The organism is Amycolatopsis sp. 505 (genome assembly GCF_031625235.1).
Classification (GTDB): domain Bacteria; phylum Actinomycetota; class Actinomycetes; order Mycobacteriales; family Pseudonocardiaceae; genus Amycolatopsis.
Genome location: NZ_JACKQP010000002.1, coordinates 736,081 through 757,238 on the forward strand (window position 1 = coordinate 736,081; position 21,158 = coordinate 757,238).

The 21,158-nt window shown below is 70.2% G+C and carries 19 protein-coding genes; 12 read left to right on the plus strand and 7 right to left on the minus strand.

Going from position 1 to position 21,158, the window contains the following annotated elements; all coding sequences use genetic code 11:
- The first annotated feature begins 155 nt into the window (after positions 1-155).
- Positions 156-632 (plus strand): Lrp/AsnC family transcriptional regulator, encoded by a 477-nt coding sequence (locus tag H5965_RS10525; protein WP_310969400.1) that lies wholly within the window; start codon positions 156-158, stop codon positions 630-632.
- Positions 633-676: 44 nt separating this feature from the next.
- On the opposite strand, the gene helR is transcribed toward H5965_RS10525, so the two are convergent.
- Positions 677-2,881, minus strand: a complete 2,205-nt coding sequence (gene helR / locus H5965_RS10530) for an RNA polymerase recycling motor ATPase HelR (RefSeq protein ID WP_310969402.1) — start codon at positions 2,879-2,881, stop codon at positions 677-679.
- Positions 2,882-2,982: 101 nt separating this feature from the next.
- Positions 2,983-4,800, minus strand: coding sequence for a LamG-like jellyroll fold domain-containing protein (locus H5965_RS10535; RefSeq protein ID WP_310969404.1), 1,818 nt, complete (start codon positions 4,798-4,800; stop codon positions 2,983-2,985).
- A gap of 79 nt (positions 4,801-4,879) precedes the next feature.
- Here H5965_RS10535 and H5965_RS10540 point away from each other — a divergent pair, with 79 nt between their 5' ends.
- Positions 4,880-5,272, plus strand: coding sequence for a VOC family protein (locus H5965_RS10540; protein ID WP_310969406.1), 393 nt, complete (start codon positions 4,880-4,882; stop codon positions 5,270-5,272).
- On the opposite strand, the gene H5965_RS10545 is transcribed toward H5965_RS10540, so the two are convergent.
- Complete coding sequence (locus tag H5965_RS10545) at positions 5,248-5,736, minus strand: DUF6328 family protein (protein WP_310969407.1); 489 nt, start codon at positions 5,734-5,736, stop codon at positions 5,248-5,250. The two genes, H5965_RS10540 and H5965_RS10545, sit on opposite strands and share 25 nt — an antisense overlap.
- Positions 5,737-5,861: 125 nt before the next feature.
- Between H5965_RS10545 and H5965_RS10550 the strand changes: the two genes are divergently transcribed.
- Positions 5,862-6,419 (plus strand): superoxide dismutase, encoded by a 558-nt coding sequence (locus tag H5965_RS10550; RefSeq protein WP_310969408.1) that lies wholly within the window; start codon positions 5,862-5,864, stop codon positions 6,417-6,419.
- Here H5965_RS10550 and H5965_RS10555 read toward each other — a convergent pair whose 3' ends face one another.
- The 3 genes from H5965_RS10555 to H5965_RS10565 all read right to left on the minus strand — a co-directional run bounded on the left by H5965_RS10555 (position 6,420) and on the right by H5965_RS10565 (position 9,788).
- Positions 6,420-6,809: a TIGR03667 family PPOX class F420-dependent oxidoreductase gene (locus H5965_RS10555; protein ID WP_310969409.1), complete on the minus strand. Its 390-nt coding sequence runs from the start codon at positions 6,807-6,809 to the stop codon at positions 6,420-6,422.
- A gap of 67 nt (positions 6,810-6,876) precedes the next feature.
- Positions 6,877-8,763, minus strand: a complete 1,887-nt coding sequence (locus tag H5965_RS10560) for a DUF2339 domain-containing protein (RefSeq protein WP_310969410.1) — start codon at positions 8,761-8,763, stop codon at positions 6,877-6,879.
- Between the two features lie 59 nt (positions 8,764-8,822).
- Positions 8,823-9,788, minus strand: a complete 966-nt coding sequence (locus H5965_RS10565) for a Gfo/Idh/MocA family oxidoreductase (protein ID WP_310969411.1) — start codon at positions 9,786-9,788, stop codon at positions 8,823-8,825.
- Positions 9,789-10,425: 637 nt separating this feature from the next.
- Between H5965_RS10565 and dusB the strand changes: the two genes are divergently transcribed.
- A complete protein-coding gene (dusB, locus tag H5965_RS10570) occupies positions 10,426-11,565 on the plus strand; it encodes a tRNA dihydrouridine synthase DusB (RefSeq protein ID WP_310969413.1) in 1,140 nt (379 codons plus the stop codon).
- On the opposite strand, the gene H5965_RS10575 is transcribed toward dusB, so the two are convergent.
- On the minus strand, positions 11,486-11,887 hold the full coding sequence (locus H5965_RS10575) for a hypothetical protein (protein ID WP_310969415.1): 402 nt from the start codon (positions 11,885-11,887) through the stop codon (positions 11,486-11,488). The genes dusB and H5965_RS10575 overlap by 80 nt on opposite strands.
- Positions 11,888-12,025: 138 nt before the next feature.
- Between H5965_RS10575 and H5965_RS10580 the strand changes: the two genes are divergently transcribed.
- The 8 genes from H5965_RS10580 to H5965_RS10615 are packed head-to-tail and all read left to right on the plus strand — an operon-like array spanning position 12,026 to position 21,095.
- Positions 12,026-12,673, plus strand: coding sequence for a VC0807 family protein (locus H5965_RS10580; protein ID WP_310969416.1), 648 nt, complete (start codon positions 12,026-12,028; stop codon positions 12,671-12,673).
- A 32-nt stretch (positions 12,674-12,705) separates the two neighbouring features.
- A complete protein-coding gene (locus H5965_RS10585) occupies positions 12,706-13,398 on the plus strand; it encodes a GntR family transcriptional regulator (protein WP_310969418.1) in 693 nt (230 codons plus the stop codon).
- Positions 13,395-14,390 carry an ADP-ribosylglycohydrolase family protein gene (locus H5965_RS10590; RefSeq protein ID WP_310969420.1) on the plus strand — a complete coding sequence of 332 codons (996 nt, stop codon included), beginning with the start codon at positions 13,395-13,397 and terminating at the stop codon, positions 14,388-14,390. The genes H5965_RS10585 and H5965_RS10590 overlap by 4 nt, the downstream gene beginning before the upstream one ends.
- Entirely contained in the window at positions 14,387-15,262 is an 876-nt protein-coding gene (locus H5965_RS10595) for a PfkB family carbohydrate kinase (RefSeq protein ID WP_310969422.1), read from the plus strand. The genes H5965_RS10590 and H5965_RS10595 overlap by 4 nt, the downstream gene beginning before the upstream one ends.
- On the plus strand, positions 15,259-16,692 hold the full coding sequence (locus tag H5965_RS10600) for a cytosine permease (protein ID WP_310969423.1): 1,434 nt from the start codon (positions 15,259-15,261) through the stop codon (positions 16,690-16,692). The genes H5965_RS10595 and H5965_RS10600 overlap by 4 nt, the downstream gene beginning before the upstream one ends.
- Positions 16,689-17,216, plus strand: coding sequence for an isochorismatase family protein (locus H5965_RS10605; protein WP_310969425.1), 528 nt, complete (start codon positions 16,689-16,691; stop codon positions 17,214-17,216). Before H5965_RS10600 ends, H5965_RS10605 begins: the two co-directional genes overlap by 4 nt.
- Positions 17,217-17,226: 10 nt before the next feature.
- A complete protein-coding gene (locus tag H5965_RS10610) occupies positions 17,227-20,214 on the plus strand; it encodes an NACHT domain-containing protein (RefSeq protein WP_310969426.1) in 2,988 nt (995 codons plus the stop codon).
- 47 nt (positions 20,215-20,261) lie between these two features.
- Entirely contained in the window at positions 20,262-21,095 is an 834-nt protein-coding gene (locus H5965_RS10615; protein ID WP_310969428.1) for an alpha/beta hydrolase, read from the plus strand.
- Positions 21,096-21,158: the final 63 nt, after the last annotated feature.

Below are 21,158 nucleotides of genomic sequence, written 5' to 3' on the forward strand. Positions count from 1 at the left end.
GCCTCGTCAGTTTCGCTCTTGACCACCGAATCCTCGGCTGAGCGCGACGTGCACGTCGAATCGCGCGAAGCTGGCGCGGAGGGCTCGCTTTCTCCGCAGGTCTCGATACGCTGCGCACTTGACAAATCACATGCCGAAACACAGGGAGGGACGGCATGGGTGACGAAACACGTGCGCGCGCGCTGGACAACACGGACAGATCGCTGATCGACCTGCTCCAGAAGGACGGCCGGGCCTCGTTCACCGCGCTCGCCAAGGCGGTCGGCCTTTCGGAGGGAGCGGTCCGCCAGCGCGTGCAGCGGCTGCTGCGTGACGACCTGATGCAGATCGTCGCGGTGACCGACCCCGCCAACGTGGACCTGACGCGCCAGGCCATGGTCGGCATCACCGTCGACGGCGTCGATCCCCGCGAGGTCGCGGACAAGCTGTCCGAGCTGACGAACGTGCACTACGTCGTGCTGTGCGCCGGGCGTTACGACCTGCTGGCCGAACTGGTCTGCCGGGACGACGACCACATGCTCGACGTGCTGGGCGAAGAGATCCGGAAGATCCCGGGCGTGTCCGGGACGGAGCTGTTCGTGTACCTGAAGCTGGCCAAGCAGAACTACTCCTGGGGCCGGCTCACGGCGTAGCGGTGCGGGGATGACGGGTACCGCCACCCGCCACCCCCCGTTCGCTACAGGAACCGCCGGTGCCCGGACCGCACGGGCACCCCGGCCTCGGCGAGGCCGGTCAGCGCCGCCGGGAGCGGATCCCGGTGCAGCACCCCGAGGCGCTGCGTGGCGCGCGTGAGCGCGACGTAGAGCTCGGCCGCGCCGCGCGGGCCCGCGGCCAGGATCCGCTCCGGTTCGACGACGAGGACGGCGTCGAACTCCAGTCCTTTGGCCGCCGCGGCCGGGATCGTTCCCGGCACCCCCGGCGGGCCGATCACGACGCTGGTCCCTTCGCGGCCGGCCTCGTCGCGGACGAAGTCGTCGACGGCGTCGGCGAGCTCGTCGTCCGCCACTCGCCTGGACCACGGCCGGACCCCGCAGGCACGCACCGATTCCGGCGGTCGCGCGTCCGGCGCGAACTGCGCCAGCAGCGCGCCCGCGACGGTCATGATCTCCGCCGGAGTGCGGTAGTTCACGGTCAGCTCGCGGTACTGCCAGCGGTCGCCGACGTAGGGCGTGAGCACCGGGCCCCACGCCGTCGCCCCGGCCGCCGAGCGGCGCTGGGCGAGGTCGCCGACGATCGTGAACGACCGGCTGGGGCACCGCCGCATCAGCACCCGCCAGTCCATTTCGGACAATTCCTGGGCCTCGTCGACGACGACGTGCCCGTACGTCCAGTCGCGGTCCGCGGCCGCCCGCTCGGCGAGGTCGCGCGGGTCACGCTCGACGAACCGCCCGGCCAGGTCCGCGGCGTCGAGCAGGTCCTCGGCGACCAGCTGGACGTCCTCGTCGAGTTCCTCGGCGTCCAGCTTCATGACGTCCATGACGCCGGAGGCGTACTCGACCTCGGCTTCCGCCCGTCGGCGCGCGGCGGCGCGTTCGGCGGTGTCGTCCCGGCCGAGCAGGTCGACCAGCTCGTCGAGCAGCGGCACGTCCGAGACGGTCCAGGCCGTGCCGTCGGCGCGGAACAGCGCCGGGTCGGCCCCGGCGGCCTCGAGGCGGCGCGGGGACGCGTATAGCGGCGCCAGCAGCGTCTCCGGCGTCAGGTACGGCCACAGCGCGTCGAGTGCGGCGCCGAGCGCTTCGTGCTCCGCCAGCTCCTCCAGGACGTCGGCGCGCAGATCCGCCCACAGCCCGCGGTCCTCCCGCGTCATCCAGCCTTCGCCGATCTTCGCCACGACCCGCTCGGCGACGAGCGCCACCGCTCGCTCGCGGAAGATCGCGCGGGCTTCGTTGTGCGGCAGTCCCGACTCGCGTGCGGCGAACCGGGCCTCGGTCACGAGCTCGGCGTCGAGCGCCACGACGACGTCACCCAGATCGACCGGCACCGGTTCGGCGGGCACGCGCTGACGGTCCGCGACCGCGGCGGCCAGCACGTCGAGGATCTCGAGCGATCCCTTGCGCCGCGCCACCTCCGGCCGGTCCTCGGCCGTGACGCGCAGCCCGGGCACCAGGTCGCCGGTGGTCAGGAAGACGACGTCCGACTCGCCGAGCGACGGCAGCACCCGGCCGATGTGGTCGAGGAACAGCGGGCTCGGCCCGACCACCAGCACGCCGCTGCGGGACATCCGCTCGCGCCGGGTGTAGAGCAGGTACGCCACCCGGTGCAGGGCGACGGCCGTCTTGCCGGTGCCGGGGCCGCCCTCGACCACCAGCACGCCCGTGTGGCCGAGGCGGATGATCTCGTCCTGCTCGGCCTGGATCGTCGCGATGATGTCCCGCATGCCCTCGCCGCGAGGCGCGTTGACGGCCGCGAGCAGGGCCGCGTCCCCCCGTTCGGTGTCCCCGGGACGGCCCAGCACCTCGTCGGTGAATTCGAGGACCCGGCGCCCCATCGTGTGGAACTGACGGCGGCGGCGCATGTTTTCCGGTCGCGCCGCCGTGGCGACGTAGAACGGCCGCGCCGCCGGTGCCCGCCAATCCAGCAGGAACGGTTCGTAGTCGTTTTCCGCGTCGAACAACCCGAGCCGGCCGATATAGCGGGTTTCGCCCGAAAGGGCGTCCAACCGGCCGAAGCACAGGCCGTTGTCGGCGACGTCCAGCCGGGCCGCCTCCCGCGACCGGCAGCGGACGTCGGTCTCCCGTTCCCCCGGCGTCACCCCGGTTTGCCCGAGGGCGCCGTGGTACCGGGCCTGCGCCGCCGCGCGCTCGCGGTCGAGCCGCTCGTACAGCGCGGCGACGTAGGCCCGTTCTTCCCGCAATTCCTCGTCGTACCCCTGGTTTGACAAGTTCCCCTCACAGCGGTTAGACTCTTATCAGGTTCGGCGATCGCTCCCATTGATTCCGGAGAGCACGCCGATTTTTTATTGTCCACCCGCTGTCAAGGGCCTCAGCCCAGCATGAATTCGCGCGGGTTCAGTGGCCGGTCGGCCACCCGCACGTCACCCAGCAGCCCCGCGAAACTGCGGTCGACCTTCCCGCCGTAGGACGACGCGCCGACCAGCCACGGGCCGCCCGGATCGGCGAGCCCGACCGCGGGCGTGGCCGGGTTCCGGACCACCGGGCAGCCGTCGACGTACACGGTCGTGCGCCGGCCGTCGTTGACCACGGCCACGTGCCACCACTTCTCCACCGGCAGCTCGTGGCCCCAGTTCGTCGACGTCCGGTCCTGGTTCAGCGGGTACACCGCCCACTGCAGCTCACCACCGTCCGAAAGGGACAGTGTGGCCGCCGACTCCTGCGGGTCGTCGCCGGTCTTGCCCGCGGCCGCGCCGCTGCCCTGCCGGGCGAACAGGCCGCACCAGCCGTGGTGGCCGTCCTTGAAGTTCGCGGGCAGCCAGAAGAACGCTTCGACGGTGTAGCCGCGCTCGAACTTGAGCTTGTTGATCGGCGCCGTGTCGACCGTGCGAAGGTAGGCGCCCCGGCTGGGATCGCGGCCGCCGTCGAACCGCAGGCTCGCCCGCGACGGCTGCCGCGGCGAGAACTCGTTCGAGTACTTCAACGCGTCCGGCCCGCTGCCGGGCGCGGTGACGCGCGTGAGGTCGTTGCCCCGGCCGGTCTGGTCGCGCACGACGACGTTGTCCGGCACCGCCTTGCCGTCCTGGCCGCCTTCGAATCGCCAGTACGCGACGGTTCCGGGCACCAGCAGCTGCTTCGCCGGCCGCGCGGGCGGAACCGGCACCGGCGCGAAGCCCTTGAACCGCTCGGCGAAGTCGATCTCCAGGCTGAAGTAGTCGGCCGCGCCGCTGCGCTCGACCTCCACCTGCTGCATTTCGCTCAGGCGGTCCTGCGCGGCGAGCCACGGCGAGAACGTCCGGACATCGATCACCCCGCGGGCGAGGTCGAACTGGTAGAGCCGGATCATCGCGCTGCCGCCGTAGTAGCGGTCCTGGTAGTTGGCGAGGTGGACGTGCACGTCGTGGCCGGCGGCGTTCTTCCGGACGGTCCGCCCGGTCGGCCAGTAGTGGCCGTTGAGGGTGAGGAAGATCTGGTCGTTGCCCTGCACCAGCTCCGTCCAGACGAGTTCGCCGAACGTCGAGAACTGGGCCTGGTGGTCGTCGTCGGCCCAGACCAGCTCGTGGATGGTGAGGATGGCCGGCAGGGTCGGGTGCTGCGCGAGCACCTGCTTCGCCCAGTTCAGACCGCCGGCCGAGGGCCGCCAGTCCAGCGCCAGCAGCAGCCATTCCCGGCCACCGCCGCGGAAGATGTGGAAGGTGTTGTAACCGTCCTTGGACGCACCCTTGAAGGTCGGCGAGTTGCGCTGGCGCTGCGGGCCGAACGCGTCGAGGTACGGCGACGGGCCGCGCTGGTCGTCCTTCGAGCCGTCGATGTCGTGGTTGCCCGCGAGGGTGCTGTACGGGAACCGGCGGCGGTCGAGCGCCTGGAACGACCGGCTGATCCTGGCGAACTCGTCCGCCCGGCCGTTCTGGGTGAGATCGCCGAGGTGGGCGAGGAAGACAACGTTGTCGTCCTGCTCTTCGAGGACGTACCGCAACGAGGCGTCCAGCGGCGCCGCGTCGCCGCGGTCCTCGTCGAACAGGTACTGCGTGTCGGGCATGACCACGAGTGTGAAGCGCGGATCTTCGGCGTCCGGGCGGTGCCGGCCGGTGGCTTGGGCGGCGGGCGCGCCGAGGACGTTCGGCAGGGTCGCCGCGGCGGCGACGGCCGGGGCGCCGAGGAGGAAGGTCCGGCGAGAAGTGTCAGTCACGGGCGGGAAGCTACGGGCGGCTTCCGACCACCCCGGCAACTGCTGCCGAACACGGGATGAACAGCGGTACTGTGCCCGCATGAGCGGCCCGCGGGTGTTCCGGTTGATCCAGCCCGTCGACGACATCGAGGTCGCCGTCGCGTTCTACGCGGCCGTTTTCGGCGACCCCGGTGAGCGGATCGCGGTCAACCGGCACTACTTCACCTGTGGCGGCGTGGTGCTCGCGTGCGTCGAAGCGCCGCCCGAGCACCGTGAGCCACGCCCGCAGCGGGACCCGCGGATCGTCTACCTCGCGGTCGAAGACGTCGAGGAGACCTTCGAGCGGGTGCGCGCCGCCGGACCGCGTTGGGCCGACGACGCCATCGAGACGCAGTTCTGGGGCGAACGCTCCTTCTACGCCGACGACCCGTTCGGCAACCCGCTCTGCTTCGTCCAGGAGGACACGCTCTACTTGGGCGGGCCGGTCGGCTGATCGCCGTTTCCCGGGTGCATCCGGATCGGCATCACGAACCAGAGGACGCCGAAGATCAGCAGGCACAGCACACCCAGGATCACCATGGCGATCCAGCCGTAGACGACCTTGGCGATCAGCGCGACCGTCGACGTGATGGCGAGGGCCAGACAGACCAGCCCGACCAGCACGAGCCGGTTGCCGACGGTCAGGATCCGTTCGCGGCTGCCCGTGCGGAACAGCAGCCGGTGCCACGCCGCGGGCGCGGTGAGCAGGGCCGTAGCCGCCACCGCGAGCGCCACCGCGGACAGGTGCAGCGACTTCTCGAACCCGCTGGCGTCGTGGAACCGGTCGGTGAACACGACCGACAGCAGGAAGCCGAAGAGGATCTGCACCCCGGCCTGCGCGACCCGCAGTTCCTGGAGGAGCTCGCCGACGTTGCGGGTGAGCTGCTCGTTGCGGGTTTCGCCGGTGTGTTCGGGCACCAGACGACCATAACCGGGCGCGGGACGGCCCACCGGCTGGGAAAACCGTGACTTTTCCACCAAATCGGTCACACTTTCGAGTGATGATCATGGCGGTGGCCCGGACGGCTGGCTAAAGAGGGGAAATGCGTCTTCTCCCCGCTTTCGCCGCCGCGGCCGCCGTCGCCGTGCTCGCTCCCGGCGTCGCCGCCGCGTCACCGTCACCGGTGTGGTTCACGACCGCGCACGGCACGTTCACCGCGGCGGCCGCCGGCGCACCCGCGGTGACGTACCGCCCCGACCTCGTCCCGGCCGGCGCCCGAGCGCACGTGTTCGGCGTTTCGGCCGCCGGCACGACCACGCTGCTCTTCGTGACCGGGCTGCGGCCTGGCCATGCCTACGGCGCGCACGCGCACACCCAGCCGTGCGGCGCGACCGGCGACGCCGCCGGGCCGCACTTCCAGCACGTACCGGACCCGGTGAAGCCGTCGGTCGACCCCGCGTACGCCAATCCCCGCAACGAGATCTGGCTCGACTTCACCACCGACCGGGCCGGCACCGGCTTCGCCCGGTCCACAATGGACTGGACGTTCACCGACCGGCGGCCGAAGTCCGTGGTCGTCCACGAAACCCACACGCACACCGACCCCGGCCACGCCGGCACGGCGGGTGCCCGGCTGGCCTGCCTGAACGTCGGCTTCTAGTCAGAACCCCCAGCTGCGCTCGGGCACCACGCGGATGCGGACGGAGTACTTGGCGTCGAACCCGTCCGCGGTCAGGCCGATCGCCTCGTAGCGGGAGCCGTACTTGTCGAGGTATCCGGGCGCTTCGGACGCCTTGCCCGCCTCGACCTGCGCTTTGCCGCTCACCACGAGGATCGAGCCGCCGCCGGGGTTGCTGTTGAAGTGGAAGCTCACCTCGGGGTTCGCCTCGATGTGCCGGAGCTTCGCGGTGCCGGGCTCGCTGAACAGCACGATGTCTTCGCCGTCGAGGACGAACCACACGGGCCGCGGTGCGGGCCGCCCCTTCGGGGTGACCGTGGTCAGCCAGGCGATCGGCTCGCCGGCGCGGTCGGAGAGTTTCGGTGCTGCCATGTCGGTGCCCCCTGGTCGTCGGTCTGTGCTCCAGGGAACCACGGGGCACCGACAATTTCTTCCCGGACTAACGCGACGCGACCCGCCGCGCGTACCGCGTCCCGGCCGCCAGCAGGACCAGGCCCGCGCCGAGGAACGCGCCGACCCTGGCCAGCCCGTCGAGCGCCGACAGGTCGAACAGCACCAGCTTGAGCACCGCGGCGCCGACCAGGATCAGCCCGGTCACCCGCAGCGCGACGACGTCGATCCCGCGCAGGAGCAGCACGAGCGCGGCGATCGTCCAGGACACCGTGATCAGCGCGTGGCCGAGGAGGAACCCGGTCCGCCCGGGGACCGCGAGCAGGGCGCCGCACAGCACGACCCCGGCGGCGCCGTACAGCGCCGAAACCCCGGCGAGCAGCCAGATCGGCAGGTCGTCGGCCGGGCCGCGGAACACCGCCAGCCGCGCGGCGGCCCACGGCAGCGCGATCGACACGGCGAGGATCAGCGCGGCGACCGCGAGCGCGCCGGTCAGCTCGGCGACCGGGTGGGCGCGGGGAACGATCAGCAGCACGGGCGTGACGTCGAAGACCACGCCGAGCAGGCCGCCGATGGCCGCGAACCCGAGCGCGGCGGCCAGTGCGCCCCGGTTGCGGCCGCCCACCGCGGCCACGACCAGCAGCAGCGCCTCGCCGAGCAGCACCCCGGCGCGTGCCGGGCCGTCGAACTGGGTGACCGTCGCCTGCAGGAGCGCGAGCAGCCCGGCCAGGCCGGCCACCTGCCCCGCGAACCCGGGCCACCAGCGGCGCGCCGCCCAGACGGCGAGCAGCAGGACGCCCGCGCCGGCCGCGATCGGCACCGCCTGCGCCTTCGGCAGCAGCACCGCCGCGATGAGGGTCGGCAGCACGGAGGTCGCCAGCAGCGACAGCGCGGCGGGATCGTTCTCGCGGCGGCGCAGCACGATCAGCGCGAGCACGAGCCCGGTGACGCCGGCGCCCCCGGCCGCGGCGGTGTTGGCCCAGCTGCCACCCCCGCCGAGCCACGCCGTGCTGATCACCGAGGCGAACAGTGGCGGGACACCGGCGGCGAGCGTCAGCGACGACCAGTCGCGGCGCAGCTGCACCGGCGCCGTCGCGAGCTGGATCATCAGCAGGAAGGTGACCAGTTCGGGGGTGAACCCGCGGACGATCATCGGGGCGCACACGACACAGCCGATGACGACGGCGGACGCCAGCAGCGGCGACTCCCAGCGCACGGCCACGAGCAACCCGCCGACGGCGACCACCAGCCCGGCGGCGAGCCCGGCGAGCACCGGCAGGAACTCGTACAGCGTGGTCGCGGCGACGACGTCGAGGTAGAGCGTCGCGATGCCGGTGGCGGCGAGCGCGAACGCCCCGGTGCGGCCGGCGGGCTTGCGGTGCAGCCAGACGCCGGTGCCGGTCAGCGCCAGCCCAAACCCGGCGCCGACGAGCACCCGCGGCAGCGGCCCGAGCCACCCCCGCTGCACGGCCAACACCAGCAGCAGGACGACGCCGAGCAGCGTCACGGCCCCGCCGACCCAGGCGAGCACCCGGCTGCCGGCGCCTTCCTTGCCGAGCTTCTCGCCCAGCGTCTGCCGCGGAACCGGCAGGTACGGCGTCGGCGGAGGGACGTACGGCGGCCGCTGCTGGGGCGGCGGCGGGGCGTACTGCGGCTGAGGCGGTTGCCACTGGTACTGCGGCCACGGGACCGACTCGGGCCGCACCGGCCGGGGCGGCGGTTGCGGCTGCGGCTGCGGCGGTGGTTCAGGTTGTGGCTGTTCGGCCGCTTTCGGCTGCTCGGGCTGCTTCTGCTGCTCGGCGTGCGTCTCCTGGGCGGCTTGCTCGGGCTGCTCGTCCCGGACGGTCCGCAGTTCGGAGCCCACCAGGGCGAGACGACGCCCCAGGTCGTCGATCTCGCCGGCGAGCCGGAGGAGCACATCTGCTTCGGTGGTCATACCGGACAGGGTCACCCAAAGGTGTCACCCGCGGATCCGTAGCACTACTCAATCCCGGGTCACGTCCTGGTCGCGGCCAGCACCTCGTCCATGGTGGTCATGATCGAGACGGTCTCGGCCAGCGGCATGAGCGGGCTCTCGGTCTCCCCGGCGGCCAGCCGGAGCGCCACTTCGTCGGCCTCGTGCCGCAGGCCAAGGCCCTCATCGACGTACTCGAAGCGCCGTCGCTCGCCTTCGCGCGGAACGAAGGTGAAGGACGCGGGAGCGTAGAAGGGGCCGTCGACCTCGATGCGCGCGTCGGTGCCGACGATCGACGCGGTGGTCGGCGAAACCGCGCTCAAGGTGCAGTTCAGCACGGCCTGCGCACCGCTCGCGTACCCGAACAGCATCGACATCTGCGCGTCGACCCCGGTGAAGGCGGGCGTCGCCATCGCGGCGACGCGCTCGGGCTGTCCGAGCACCATCGACGCGAAGGAGACGGGATAGATCCCCAGGTCGAGCAGGGCACCCCCGCCCAGTTCGGGAGCGAACAGCCGGAAGGCGGGGTCCTCGGCGAACCACTGCCCGTGGTCGGCGGCGACGGTGACGACGTCCCCGAGGCTCGGCAGGAGCGCGCGGATGTGCCGGATGTGCGGCAGGAAGCGCGTCCACATCGCCTCCATCAGGAAGAGGCCCTTGGCGCGCGCTAGGTCGACGAGGTCGCGCGCCTCCTCGGCGTTCATCGTGAACGGCTTCTCGACGAGCACGGGCTTCCCGGCTTCGAGGGCGAGCCGCGCGTTGGCGTGGTGCATGGGGTGCGGCGTGGCGACGTAGACGACGTCGACGTCCGGATCGTTCGCGAGGGCTTCGTAGCTGCTGTGGCGGGTGGGGATGTCCAGCTCGCCGCCGAACCGCTCGGCACTCCCGCCCGAGCGCGACCCGACCGCGGCAACCACGCCGGACTCGGTGAGCTGCAGGTCCCGGGCGAAGGCCCCGGCGATCCCACCGGTACCCATGATCCCCCACCGCAGGGGCGCGTTCTTCACACGCCGAACCCTATGCCGGGCCGGGCGTGACGGCCGGGAACGAGTAACGAGGCGCGTCACCCCGCCGACCCCGGTGGCGACCTGCGCAAGGGACCCCTTGACTCGAGGAGCGACGATCCCCGACACGTCTGGTATTCCACGACCGGAATCCCGGCCCGGCACCGCGCTCCCACCACGGCGGTGTTCCTGCTGCTGAGTGACGATGCTGTTGACCGCCACCCTCGATGCCAGACCACTGCTCTTGATCTGCTTCCGCACGCGGAGAAAGCCTCACGAGGAGTGGTTACGTATCCACCATTTCCCTCGCCATACCCGAGATCGGCGAGTTGATGACCCTGTCGGCCCTCGTACCCAAAGAGCCCGACAACGAATTCGCGTGGAAGTTTCCTGATCCGGACTGGCCGGGGTTCGACTGCCCTTCCGCCGCCGGTCCCGCACAAAGCGGTCGAGGCCGCCCCCGCAGTTCTGGCCCGTTCCCGCCGGCCGGAACGTGAAGTGGCGGCCGTAGCCGTGGCGGGGCTCATCGCCGTGAGTGTCGTGGCGCTGCGCGGCCGCCTTCGGTCACGCCGGTCGCGCGAATAGTCCGCTACCAGGCCCGCACGCCCCCTGGTCGACGTGATCGACACCACAGGCGACAATGGAGGACGTGACCGCGACCCTGAGCAAGCCCGCCCTGCAGATCGGCCCCTACGAGGTCGATCCGCCGGTGGTGCTCGCGCCCATGGCCGGGATCACCAACGTCGCCTTCCGGCAGCTGTGCGCCGAGTACGGCGCCGGTATCTACGTGTGCGAGATGATCACCGCCCGCGCCGTCGTCGAACGGCACCCCGGGACGATGCACATGATGACCTTCGGGGCGGACGAGAAGCCCAGGTCCATGCAGCTTTACGGGGTGGACCCGAAGACCATGGCCGAGGCCGTCCGGATCATCGTCGGCGAGGGCCTGGCCGACCACGTGGACTCCAACTTCGGCTGCCCGGTCGCGAAGGTGACGCGCAAGGGCGGCGGGGCCGCGCTGCCGTTCAAGCGGAAGCTGTTCGAAGCCATCGTGCGCGAGTCTGTGAAGGCGGCCGGCGACACGCCGTTCACGGTGAAGTTCCGCATCGGCATCGACGACGACCACCACACCTTCCTCGACGCCGGCCGCATCGCCGAGGCCGAGGGCGCCGCCGCCGTCAGCCTGCACGCGAGGACCGCCGCCCAGCGCTACTCCGGCCAGGCCGACTGGACGAAGATCGCCGCGCTGAAGGAGGCCGTGACCAGCATCCCGGTGCTCGGCAACGGCGACATCTTCTCCGCCGCCGACGCCCTGCGCATGGTCGAGGAGACGGGCTGCGACGGCGTCGTCGTCGGCCGCGGCTGCCTCGGCCGCCCGTGGCTGTTCGGCGAGCTCGAAGCGGCTTTCCAGGGCCGCGCACTGCCGACCCCGCCGAACCTGGGCGAGGTGGCGGCCGTGCTCCGCCGCCACACGGAGCTGCTGGTCGAGCACGACGGCCACGACAAGGCGATGCGCGACATCCGCAAGCACATGGCCTGGTACCTGATGGGCTTCCCGGTCGGCTCCGAGCTTCGCCGCGGCTTCGCGATGCTGTCGTCGATGGACCAGCTCGACGACCTGATCGCCCAGCTCGACCACTCGGCACCGTTCCCGGACGCGGCCACCGGCCCGCGCGGCCGGCAAGGCTCCCCGGGCAAGGTCACGCTGCCGCATGGCTGGCTCGACGATCCGGACGACGACTGCGTCCCCGAAGCCGAAGACATGCACTCGGGCGGCTGAGCTGCACCAGGCTCAGACCGAACAGCAACACCCCCAGCGGCACGTGCACGGCCTTGACGTGCGCGATCCCGAGGAACACCTGCGCGGTCACGAGCGCCAGGAACACGGCCGCGTAGAGGATCATCCCGGGCGAACCCCCACCAGGCCGCCACACCAGGACCGCGGCGACCACCTGCACCACGGCGACAATCCACACCGTGTAGGCCGAGGCGCTGTGCAGGACGTGCCCGTTCGGGGTGGTCAGCAGCAGGCCGGCGGTGATCGGCGCCAGGAAGAGCGCCAGCGTCTGCAGCGCGATCGTGCCGCGCAGGAAGATCGTCATGCCCGGTAGACGACGCAGCCGCGCGGAATGTGAGGTGGACCGCCCGATCGGGTGAGCCGGCCGACCGTGACATCTGTCAGCCCGAAGTCGTGGCGGACGGCATCCTTCCCGAAGCCCCCGCCGCGACAAGCTCTTCCCATGACGACGAACCAGCCCGCAAGCTCCCTGGTCAAGACCCTCGCGATCGAGGTCGCCGTGCCCATCGGCGTCTACTACGCACTCCACTCGCTCGGCGCGAGCGACTTCACCGCCCTCGCCGTCTCCGGCGTCTTCCCGCTGGCCAGGACGCTCTACCAGTTCGCCAAGGACCGCACGCTCAACGGCCTCGCCCTCGTCGTCCTGGTCACGAACGTCGTGGGCATGCTGCTCACCTTCGTCTCCGGCGACGCCAGGATGATGATCGCCAAGGACTCGCTCGGCAGCGGGATCACCGGCCTGGTCATCCTCGCCTCCGCCTTCACCGCGGCCCCGATCATGACCAAGACGATGCGGCCCTTCCTCACCCGCGGCAAGGCGGAGAACGAAGCCGCGTGGGAACGGCTCAGCGGCACCGAGACCTTCGACGCCGTCCTGCGGCGCTGCAGCGTGATCTGGGGCATCGGCTTCGCGCTGGAAAGCGCGGTTCGCATCGTCGGTGCCTTCACGCTGCCGATCTCGACCATGGTCTGGCTGAGCACCGCCATCTTCGCGGGCGCCTTCGCGGTGATCATGGTGGTCTCCGGCAAGGTGGCCGAGAAGGCGGGCAAGATGATCGCCGCCGACGCGAAGCCCCTCGTGGCCGCTTGACCTGCGACAACGCCGGGTGTACAGGTGTGGACATGTACAGCAAGCGGCAGCAGCTGGTCGGCGACCTCACCGACCTGATCCGCTCCGGGCGCCTCGCCCACGGCGAACGCCTCCCCGGCGAGAACCAGCTCGCCCTGCAGTACCAGGTCAGCCGCGGCACCGTCCGCAGCGCCCTGTCCGAGCTCCAGCAGCTGGAGCTCATCTCCACCCAGGCCGGTGTCGGCTCCTTCGTCACCTTCGACGGCGTCCAGCTCGACCAGCGGATCGGCTGGGCGCAGGCCCTCGCCGACGCCGGCGCGCCGGTCACCACCGAACTGCTCGGCATCGAGACCGTCGAAGACCGGGCCCTCGAAGAAGAATTCGGCGAACCGGCCTACGTCGCCGTGCGGCGGCTGCGGCGGGAGCACGACCGCGGAATCTCCTTCGAAACCGCCACCGTGCCCGCCGTCGGGCCGCTGGCCGGTCTCCCCGAAACCGGTCTGCGGGACGGCTCCCTGACCAAAACCCTCGAAGCCGCCGGGCGGATCTCCGTCGGCGGGGACCAGTGGATCAGCACGGAACGCCTCGACGCCTGCGCCGCCGAACTGCTCGGCCGCAGCATCGGCGAACTCTTCCTCCGCGCCGAACGGACGTCGGTCGACATCGAAGGCCGGCTCGTCGAACGGGTCGTCAGCCTGCTGGACCCGGACCGGTTCCAGTTCCACCTCACCTTCGGACACCGGTGACCGCGCGGGACCGGGCGCTCGGCGCGTTCACCGGGCTGGCCGTCGGCGACGCACTCGGCATGCCGACGCAGTCGATGTCCCGCGCCGCCATCGCCGCCACCTACGGACCGGTCACCGGCCTGCTCACCGCCGTCGCCGAGCAGCCGGTCGCGCCGTCGATGCCCGCGGGCTCGGTCACCGACGACACCGAACAGGCCGTCCTGCTGGCCCGGCTGCTCATCGACGGCCGCGGCGTCGTCGAGCCGCACGTCTTCGCCGACGCCCTGCTGATCTGGGAGGCCGACATGGTCCGCCGCGGCTCCGCGGACCTGCTCGGGCCGTCCACCAAACGCGCGCTGGCCCGGCTCCAGGACGGCGTCCCGGCCGACGAAGCCGGCCGCACCGGCACCACCAACGGCGCCGCCATGCGGGTCGCGCCGGTCGGCATCGCCACGCCGTCGGAAAACCTGCACCGCCTGGTCGACGCCGTCGTCGCGACCGCGCGGGTCACGCACAACACCAGTTTGGGCATCGCGTCGGCCGCGGCGGTCGCGGCCACCGTCTCCGCCGGGGTCGACGGCGCGAGCCTGGCCGAAGCGCTCGACGCCGGTGAGCGCGCCGCCGACGTCGGCGGGGAACGCGGGCACTGGGCGCCCGGCGGGGAGATCGCCGCCCGGATCCGCTGGGCGCGCGACTGGGTGCGGGGCATGGCGCCTGCCGCCGTCGCCGACGCGGTCGCGCAGGTGATCGGCACGTCGGTCGCGTCGCAGGAGTCCGTCGTGGCCGCGTTCGCGCTGGCCGAAGCGATGGGCGACGACCCGCCGTCGGCGTTGCGGCTGGCCGCCGGGCTCGGCGGCGACACCGACACCGTCGCCGCGATCTGCGGGGCGATGCTCGGCGCCGCGCACGGTGTCGGCGCCTTCCGCCCCGACGTCGTCGAAACCGTGCTCGCCGTCAACCGGCTCGAATTCGGGCCGCTCGTCGACGAACTCCTGAAGCTGCGCCGCCGATGACCGGGCGGCTGGTGCACACCGGGCAGGTCGTCGTCGACCTCGTCATGGCGGTGCCGGCCCTGCCCCCGGTCGGCGGCGACGTCCTCGCCTCGTCGACGAACTTGTTGCCCGGCGGCGGTTTCAACGTCATGTCCGCCGCAGCACGCTCCGGCGCGCGAGTGCTTTACGCTGGCAGCCATGGAATCGGCAGATTCGGCGATCTCGTCCGCAGCGCACTTGTGGCAGAAGGTGTTGCCCTGGCCCACGATCCGGTGTCCGAAATGGACACTGGAGTCGTCGTCGTTTTGGTGGACGCGACCGGCGAACGCACCTTCGCGACCGGCACCGGCGCCGAAGGGCGGCTGAGCGCCGAACTTCTCACCCGCGTCACCCCAAAGAATGACGACGTCGTGTACGTGAGCGGATACAGTTGGTTGCACGAGATCAATCGCGGCGCCCTCATCGAGTGGCTGCCCCGGCTGCCCGGCTCGAAGATCCTGTTCGACCCCGGCCCGCTCATCACCGACATCGACCCTGGAGACATCCATGACCTTTTGTCCACCGTAGACATCCTGAGCTGCACCGCCCGCGAAGCCGAGGTGCTGGGCGAGCTACCGCCCGTCGCCGTCGTCCGCGAGGGCGCGAAAGGCTGTCGTGTCCACGAAAACGGCCGGATCACCGACGTCCCCGGATACCCGGTCGACGTCGTGGACACGACCGGCGCCGGCGACACGCACTGCGGCGTGCTGGCCGCGGAGCTGTTGCGCGGCAGTACCGTCCTCGACGCCGCCGTGCGCGCCAACGCGGCGGCCGCGCTTTCGGTGACCCGGCGCGGCCCGGCGACGGCGCCGGGCCGGGAAGAGATCGACCAGCTGGTGGAGGCCATGCGATGACCGGTACCCGCAGGCTCGAGGTGGAGACCAACGGCCTCGACGTGATCGACGACGCCGAGCGGCGCGGGCGCCCGCGGCAGCTGTTCTGGCCGTGGTTCGGCGCGAACGTGTCGGTGCTGGGGCTGAGCTACGGCTCGTTCACCCTCGGCTTCGGCATCTCGTTCGGGCAGGCGCTGGTCGCCGGCGTGGTCGGCATCCTGTTCTCGTTCCTGCTGTGCGGGTTCATCGCCATCGCGGGCAAACGCGGGTCGGCGCCGACGATGCTGCTCTCGCGGGCGGCGTTCGGCGTGCGCGGCAACCGGCTGCCGTCAGCCATCTCGTGGCTGCTGACGGTCGGCTGGGAGACCGTGCTCGCCGCGCTGGCGACACTGGCCACGGCGACGGTGTTCGAGCGCCTCGGCTGGGGCGGCGGGACACCGACGAAGGTGGTCGCGCTCGTCGTGGTGGCGGCGCTGACCGTCGCGGCGGGCGTGCTCGGCTTCGACGCGATCATGAAGCTGCAGACGTGGATCACCTGGATCACCGGCGTGCTCACGGTGGTCTACGTGGTCCTCGTGGCCGGCGACGTGCACTGGGCCGCCGTCAGCGCGCTGCCGTCCGGCTCGGCGCAGCAGTGGGTCGGGGCGCTGGTGTTCCTGATGACCGGCTTCGGCCTCGGCTGGGTCAACGCGGCCGCGGACTACTCGCGCTACCTGCCGCGGTCGTCGTCGAGCCGGGGCGTGGTCGGCTGGACGACGTTCGGCGCGTCGGTGGCGCCGGTGGTGCTGCTGGTGTTCGGGCTGCTGCTGGCCGGCTCGTCGCCGGACCTGAACAAGGCGATCGCGGCGGACCCGATCGGCGCGCTGACGACGTTGCTGCCGCTGTGGTTCCTGGTGCCGTTCGCGATCGTCGCGGTGCTCGGCCTGGTCGGCGGCGCGGTGCTGGACATCTATTCGTCGGGGCTGGCGTTGCTCTCGGCGGGCCTGCGCATCCCGCGCCCGGCCGCGGCGCTGGTCGACGGTGTGATCATGATCCTCGGCACGATCTACATCGTCTTCTTCGGCGGCGAGTTCCTCGGTCAGTTCCAGGGTTTCCTGGTGACGCTGGGGGTCCCGGTCGCGGCCTGGTGCGGCGTGATGCTCGCGGACGTCCTCCTGCGGCGCCGCGACTACGCCGAGCCGGACCTCTTCGACCCGGCCGGCCGGTACGGTGACGTCCGTGTCGGGCCGATCGCCCTGGTCCTGGTGGCCACGGCGCTCGGCTGGGGCCTGGTCACGAACACGTCCGCGGAGTGGCTGAAGTGGCAGGGCTACCTGCTGGAACCGCTGGGCCTGGGCGGCCGCGAAGGCGCGTGGGCCTTCGCGAACCTCGGCGTGCTGCTGGCGCTGGCCCTGGGGTTCCTGGTGACGTTGCTGACGCGGCGGCGGGTCCGCGAACAGGAGGCAGTGTGAGGAGAATTCTGGCGGTCATCGACCTGCAGAACGTGTTCGCCGACAGTGCGAGCCCGTGGTTCACTCCCCGCTTCGCCGAGGTGGTCCCACGAATCCACCGCTTGGTGACGGCTTTCGGTGACGACGTCGTGTTCACCCGGTTCGTCGCGCCCTCGCGCCCGGAAGGAGCGTGGCGCCGGTACTACGAGCAGTGGCCGTTCGCCTTGCAAGCGCCGGGCTCGCCGCTGTACCAGGTGATCGACGCGTTCGAGCCGAAGTCCACAGTGGACGCGACCACGTTCGGCAAGTGGAACGCCCGCATGGCCACCCGGGTCGGCGGCGCGGGCCTGGTGCTGGCCGGCGTCTCGACGGACTGCTGCGTGTTGTCGACCGCACTGGCGGCGGCGGACGCGGGTGTCGCGGTCACCGTGGTGTCCGACGCGTGCGCGGGCGTGGACGACGAGAGCCACGCGAAGGCGCTCGACATCCTGCGGCTGTACGCGCCCTTGGTGACGGTCGCCACAGTCGCGGAGGTGCTCGACTAAACTACGACCGGTGAGCGGGTTCGAAGCATCAGCGATCGCACTGACAACCGCGGTGGTAAAAGCGGCGGCCAAGGTCTGGCTGGGCGATCGGACGATTGCCGCAGACGCCTCCGCAAAAGTGTTCGACCTGCTCGAGCAACAGATCACCGGCCTCAACGACCGGCGCAAGCTCCGCTTGTTGTTCACCAACCTCGAGTCCCGGGTCGCGGATCGGCTCCTGCCGTTCCTTGACGTCGAGTTCCGCTCGTTGCCGGAAAACGAGCGGGTGGCTGCGGTGGAAGCGGTCCGCGAGACGTTCGAGCGAGCAGCCCTGACCGACGACGACCTGTTCGCTGCCGACCTCGACGCCGGCTACCTCAACCGCTACCTCGTCGAGAATGTTTCCGGCGCTGCCGCTCTCCTCTCGGCCGACGCCACCGAACTGTACCGGCAAGTGCTCCGGGAATGCTGCGCCTACCTGGTCCAGGTCACCAGCACCTTGCCTCGTTTCCAGCCCGGCGCACTACGCGAAGTGCTCCGTCGTGAGACCGAGATTCTCGAAACGGTCCGGAACGTGCTCACCGCTTTGCCGGAACGGCGCCACCCGGACGACTTCGCGGCAGACTTCCGCCGCCAAGTCATGACGACGCTGGATCGCATGGCGCTGTTCGGTGCGGGCTTGGCCGACGCGACAAGGCTGTATCCGCTATCAGTCGCATACCTCAGCCTGAGCATCGCTGCCGCGGCGGACTTCGGCCCGGCCGACCGGATCGAGCACGTCCTGCCACAAACCCGACGGATCCTGTTACGCGGCGAAGCTGGGTCAGGCAAGACCACCATGCTGCAGTGGCTGGCCGTCAAGTGCGCGAGCCGTGAACTGCGAGCCCTCGAAGGCTGGGACGACGTCGAGCCGTTTCTTCTTCGACTGCGTCGCTTCAGCAGATCGGAGCTGCCCACGCCGGAACGGTTCCTCGACGAGGTCGGCAGGCATATCGCTGACGAAATGCCAAAGGGTTGGGTACACGAGAAGCTGCGGCGAGGGCAGGCCATCGTGCTCGTCGACGGCATCGACGAATTGCCCGAGGAACGTCGCCCCGAGGTACAAGCGTGGCTGGCCGAACTGGTTACGACCTTCCCTCGCGTCCGATACGTAGTGACCACCCGACCTGCCGCGGTGGCGCCCGACTGGATGGCCGCCAAAGACTTCACCGAGGTACGGCTGCAGCCGATGACGCCACGCGACGTTCGGACGTTCGTCGCGCGCTGGCATGCGGCCATGCCAGGCGAAGCCCTCGACGACCAGCGCGACGCGTTGATTGCGGCTATCGGCTCACGCAGTGCATTGCGGCGTCTCGCCGAAAATCCGCTGCTCTGCGCGTTGCTCTGCGCGCTGCACCATGAAGGTAACGGACGCCTGCCGGAAAACCGCATGGAGATGTACGAAGTTGCACTGCGCATGCTGCTGGATAGTCGCGACATCGAACGGCGGATCAGTCCCGAAATCCGACTCTCGCTGACCGAGAAGCTCGTGCTGCTGCGGCATCTTGCCTACTGGCTGGTCCGCAACGGGCACACTGACATCCCCGTCGAGGACGCGGAAGCCAGGATCGCCGCGAAGCTCAAGTTCATGGGCCAAATCAGCGCCAGCCCGTACCAAGTGTTCCGGCACCTGCTAGATCGCGGCGGCGTGCTGCGCGAGCCGGTGCCCGGCCGAATCGATTTCGTGCACCGCACTTTCAGTGACTACCTCGCAGCAAAGGCCGCCGTCGAGGAAGACGACATCGGTGTGCTCGTCGCGAACGCGGGTCGAGATGAATGGTGTGATGTCGTCGTCATGGCGGCAGGACATGCCTACCCCGCACAGCGCAACAAGCTACTCGAAGGTGTACTCAACTCGCGTTCACTGACTAGCGCTCTGGTCGCATTGGCATGCTTGGAAACGTCACCCGAGCTTCCGGATGCCCTACGCGCAAGGATCGAACGCCGAACCGGCGCACTGATCCCGCCAGAGAACTTCAGTGACGCCGCAAACCTCGCGATGGCGGGCGAATTCGTGCTCGACCTCCTTGCCGCATGCCGTCCCCAGGACGCCTGGACGGTGGCAGCTACCATTCGAGCTGCCGCGTTGATCGGCGGACCGGGAGCGTTGGACCTGATTGCGCGCTACAGCAGAGATTCGGGCACGGTCGTAGTACGAGAGCTGATCACAAGTCGGGAGCGCTTCGACGCAGCCGAGTACGCAGAGCAAGTGCTTGCCGATGTGCGCCTGCCGAGCGGCAATCTGAATGTGACGGACCCGGCAATGCTAGCAGGACTGGAATACGTTCGAGATCTCGAAAGCCTCAATTGTTCATTCGACGAAGGATACGGGAAACTCGATTTCGCCAGAAATCTTCCCCATCTCAAGAGTCTCACGCTTTGCGACATCGCTGGATATGATTTACCAGCCCTGGCAGGCACTTCACTGGAACACCTCACGCTGGAGGGCACACCTGACACCCCATCGGTCGACATCGGCCCTCTCGCCAAGGTTTCAGGTCTCGTTTCATTGGTCACCACCGTGGAAACTCACGGCTGGTCACAATTCGCCCGCTCGCGACACCTGGCACACCTTCAACTGAGCTGGGTCGAAGACCCGCCGCGGCTGCGCGAACTCGCCCCCTTGAAATACATTCCCTCATTGGTCCTATACAACATGCCCTACTTGAACGATGTCGACGCATTGTCCTTTTTAGACGCTCCGCGGGCGCTGAGCTTCGACCGGTGCCCCAACCTACGCGACATTTCCGGCCTCACCAGGTGGACGGACAGCTTGACCGAGGTCCGCTTGGTGGGGTGCCACAAGGTGAATCTTGCACCACTGGCTGCGTTGCCGAAGCTACGGAAGCTGTACCTCTTCGACGTGGACCGAACCGACCTGACCGCACTCGCCGGCAAGTCCGGCCTCACCGTGTACGTGGGCGACGAAACCCGGCTCGTCGGCGCCAAGCTGTTGGGACCCGGCAGCGTGGTCGAGTGATGGACACCAGCCACCCGAAGTTCATCCGCGCGAAGTAGATTCAGGTCGTGATCGACCACATCAGCATCCCCACCGAGGCCGGTTCCTTCGACGCCATCGCCGCCGGGCCCGAAGATGGGCGGCCCGTGCTGTTGCTGCACGGCTTCCCCGAAGCCGCGATCGAATGGGAGCACCAGGTTGCCACCCTCGGGGTGCTCGGGTTCCGGGCCGTGGCGCCGGATCAGCGGGGGTACTCGCCGGATGTGCGGCCCGAGCAGGCCGGCGACTACTCCATCGATCACCTCGTCGGGGACGTCGTCGCGATCGCGGACGCGCTGGGGTGGCCGAAGTTCGACCTCGTCGGGCACGACTGGGGTGGCGCCGTCGCCTGGTGGACCGCCGACATGCACCCCGAACGTCTGCGCAGCCTCGCCGTCGTCTCGACGCCGCACCCCGGCGCGCTCGCCGAGGCCATGAAGACCGATGAGGACCAGCACCTGCGGACGCGCTACATGACCGAGTGGCGGCAGACCCGCGTCACCGAGCGGCGGATGCTGGAGAACGACGCCCGCGCGCTGCGGGAGATGTTCGATCGGCGGGTTTCGCCCTCGAAGGTCGACGACTACGTGCAGCGGCTGTCCGAACCGGGCGCGCTCACCGCCGCCCTCAACTGGTACCGGGCCGGGCGGCCGGGCGGGAAGATCGGCGTGATCACCGTGCCGACGCTGTACATCTGGAGCACCGAGGACGTCTCCTTCGGCTCCACCGCCGCGCTCGACACCGCCAACCGGGTCACCGGGCCCTACCGGTTCGAGATGCTCGAAGACGTCTCGCACTGGGTGCCCGAGGAAGCTCCGGAAGCCGTCACCTCGCTGCTCGTGGAGCACCTCAACGCGCGGTGACGACGCGTCACCCCGCCGGGCGGACCGCGGGTAACCCACCCGCCTCGCGGTACGGCGCACGGC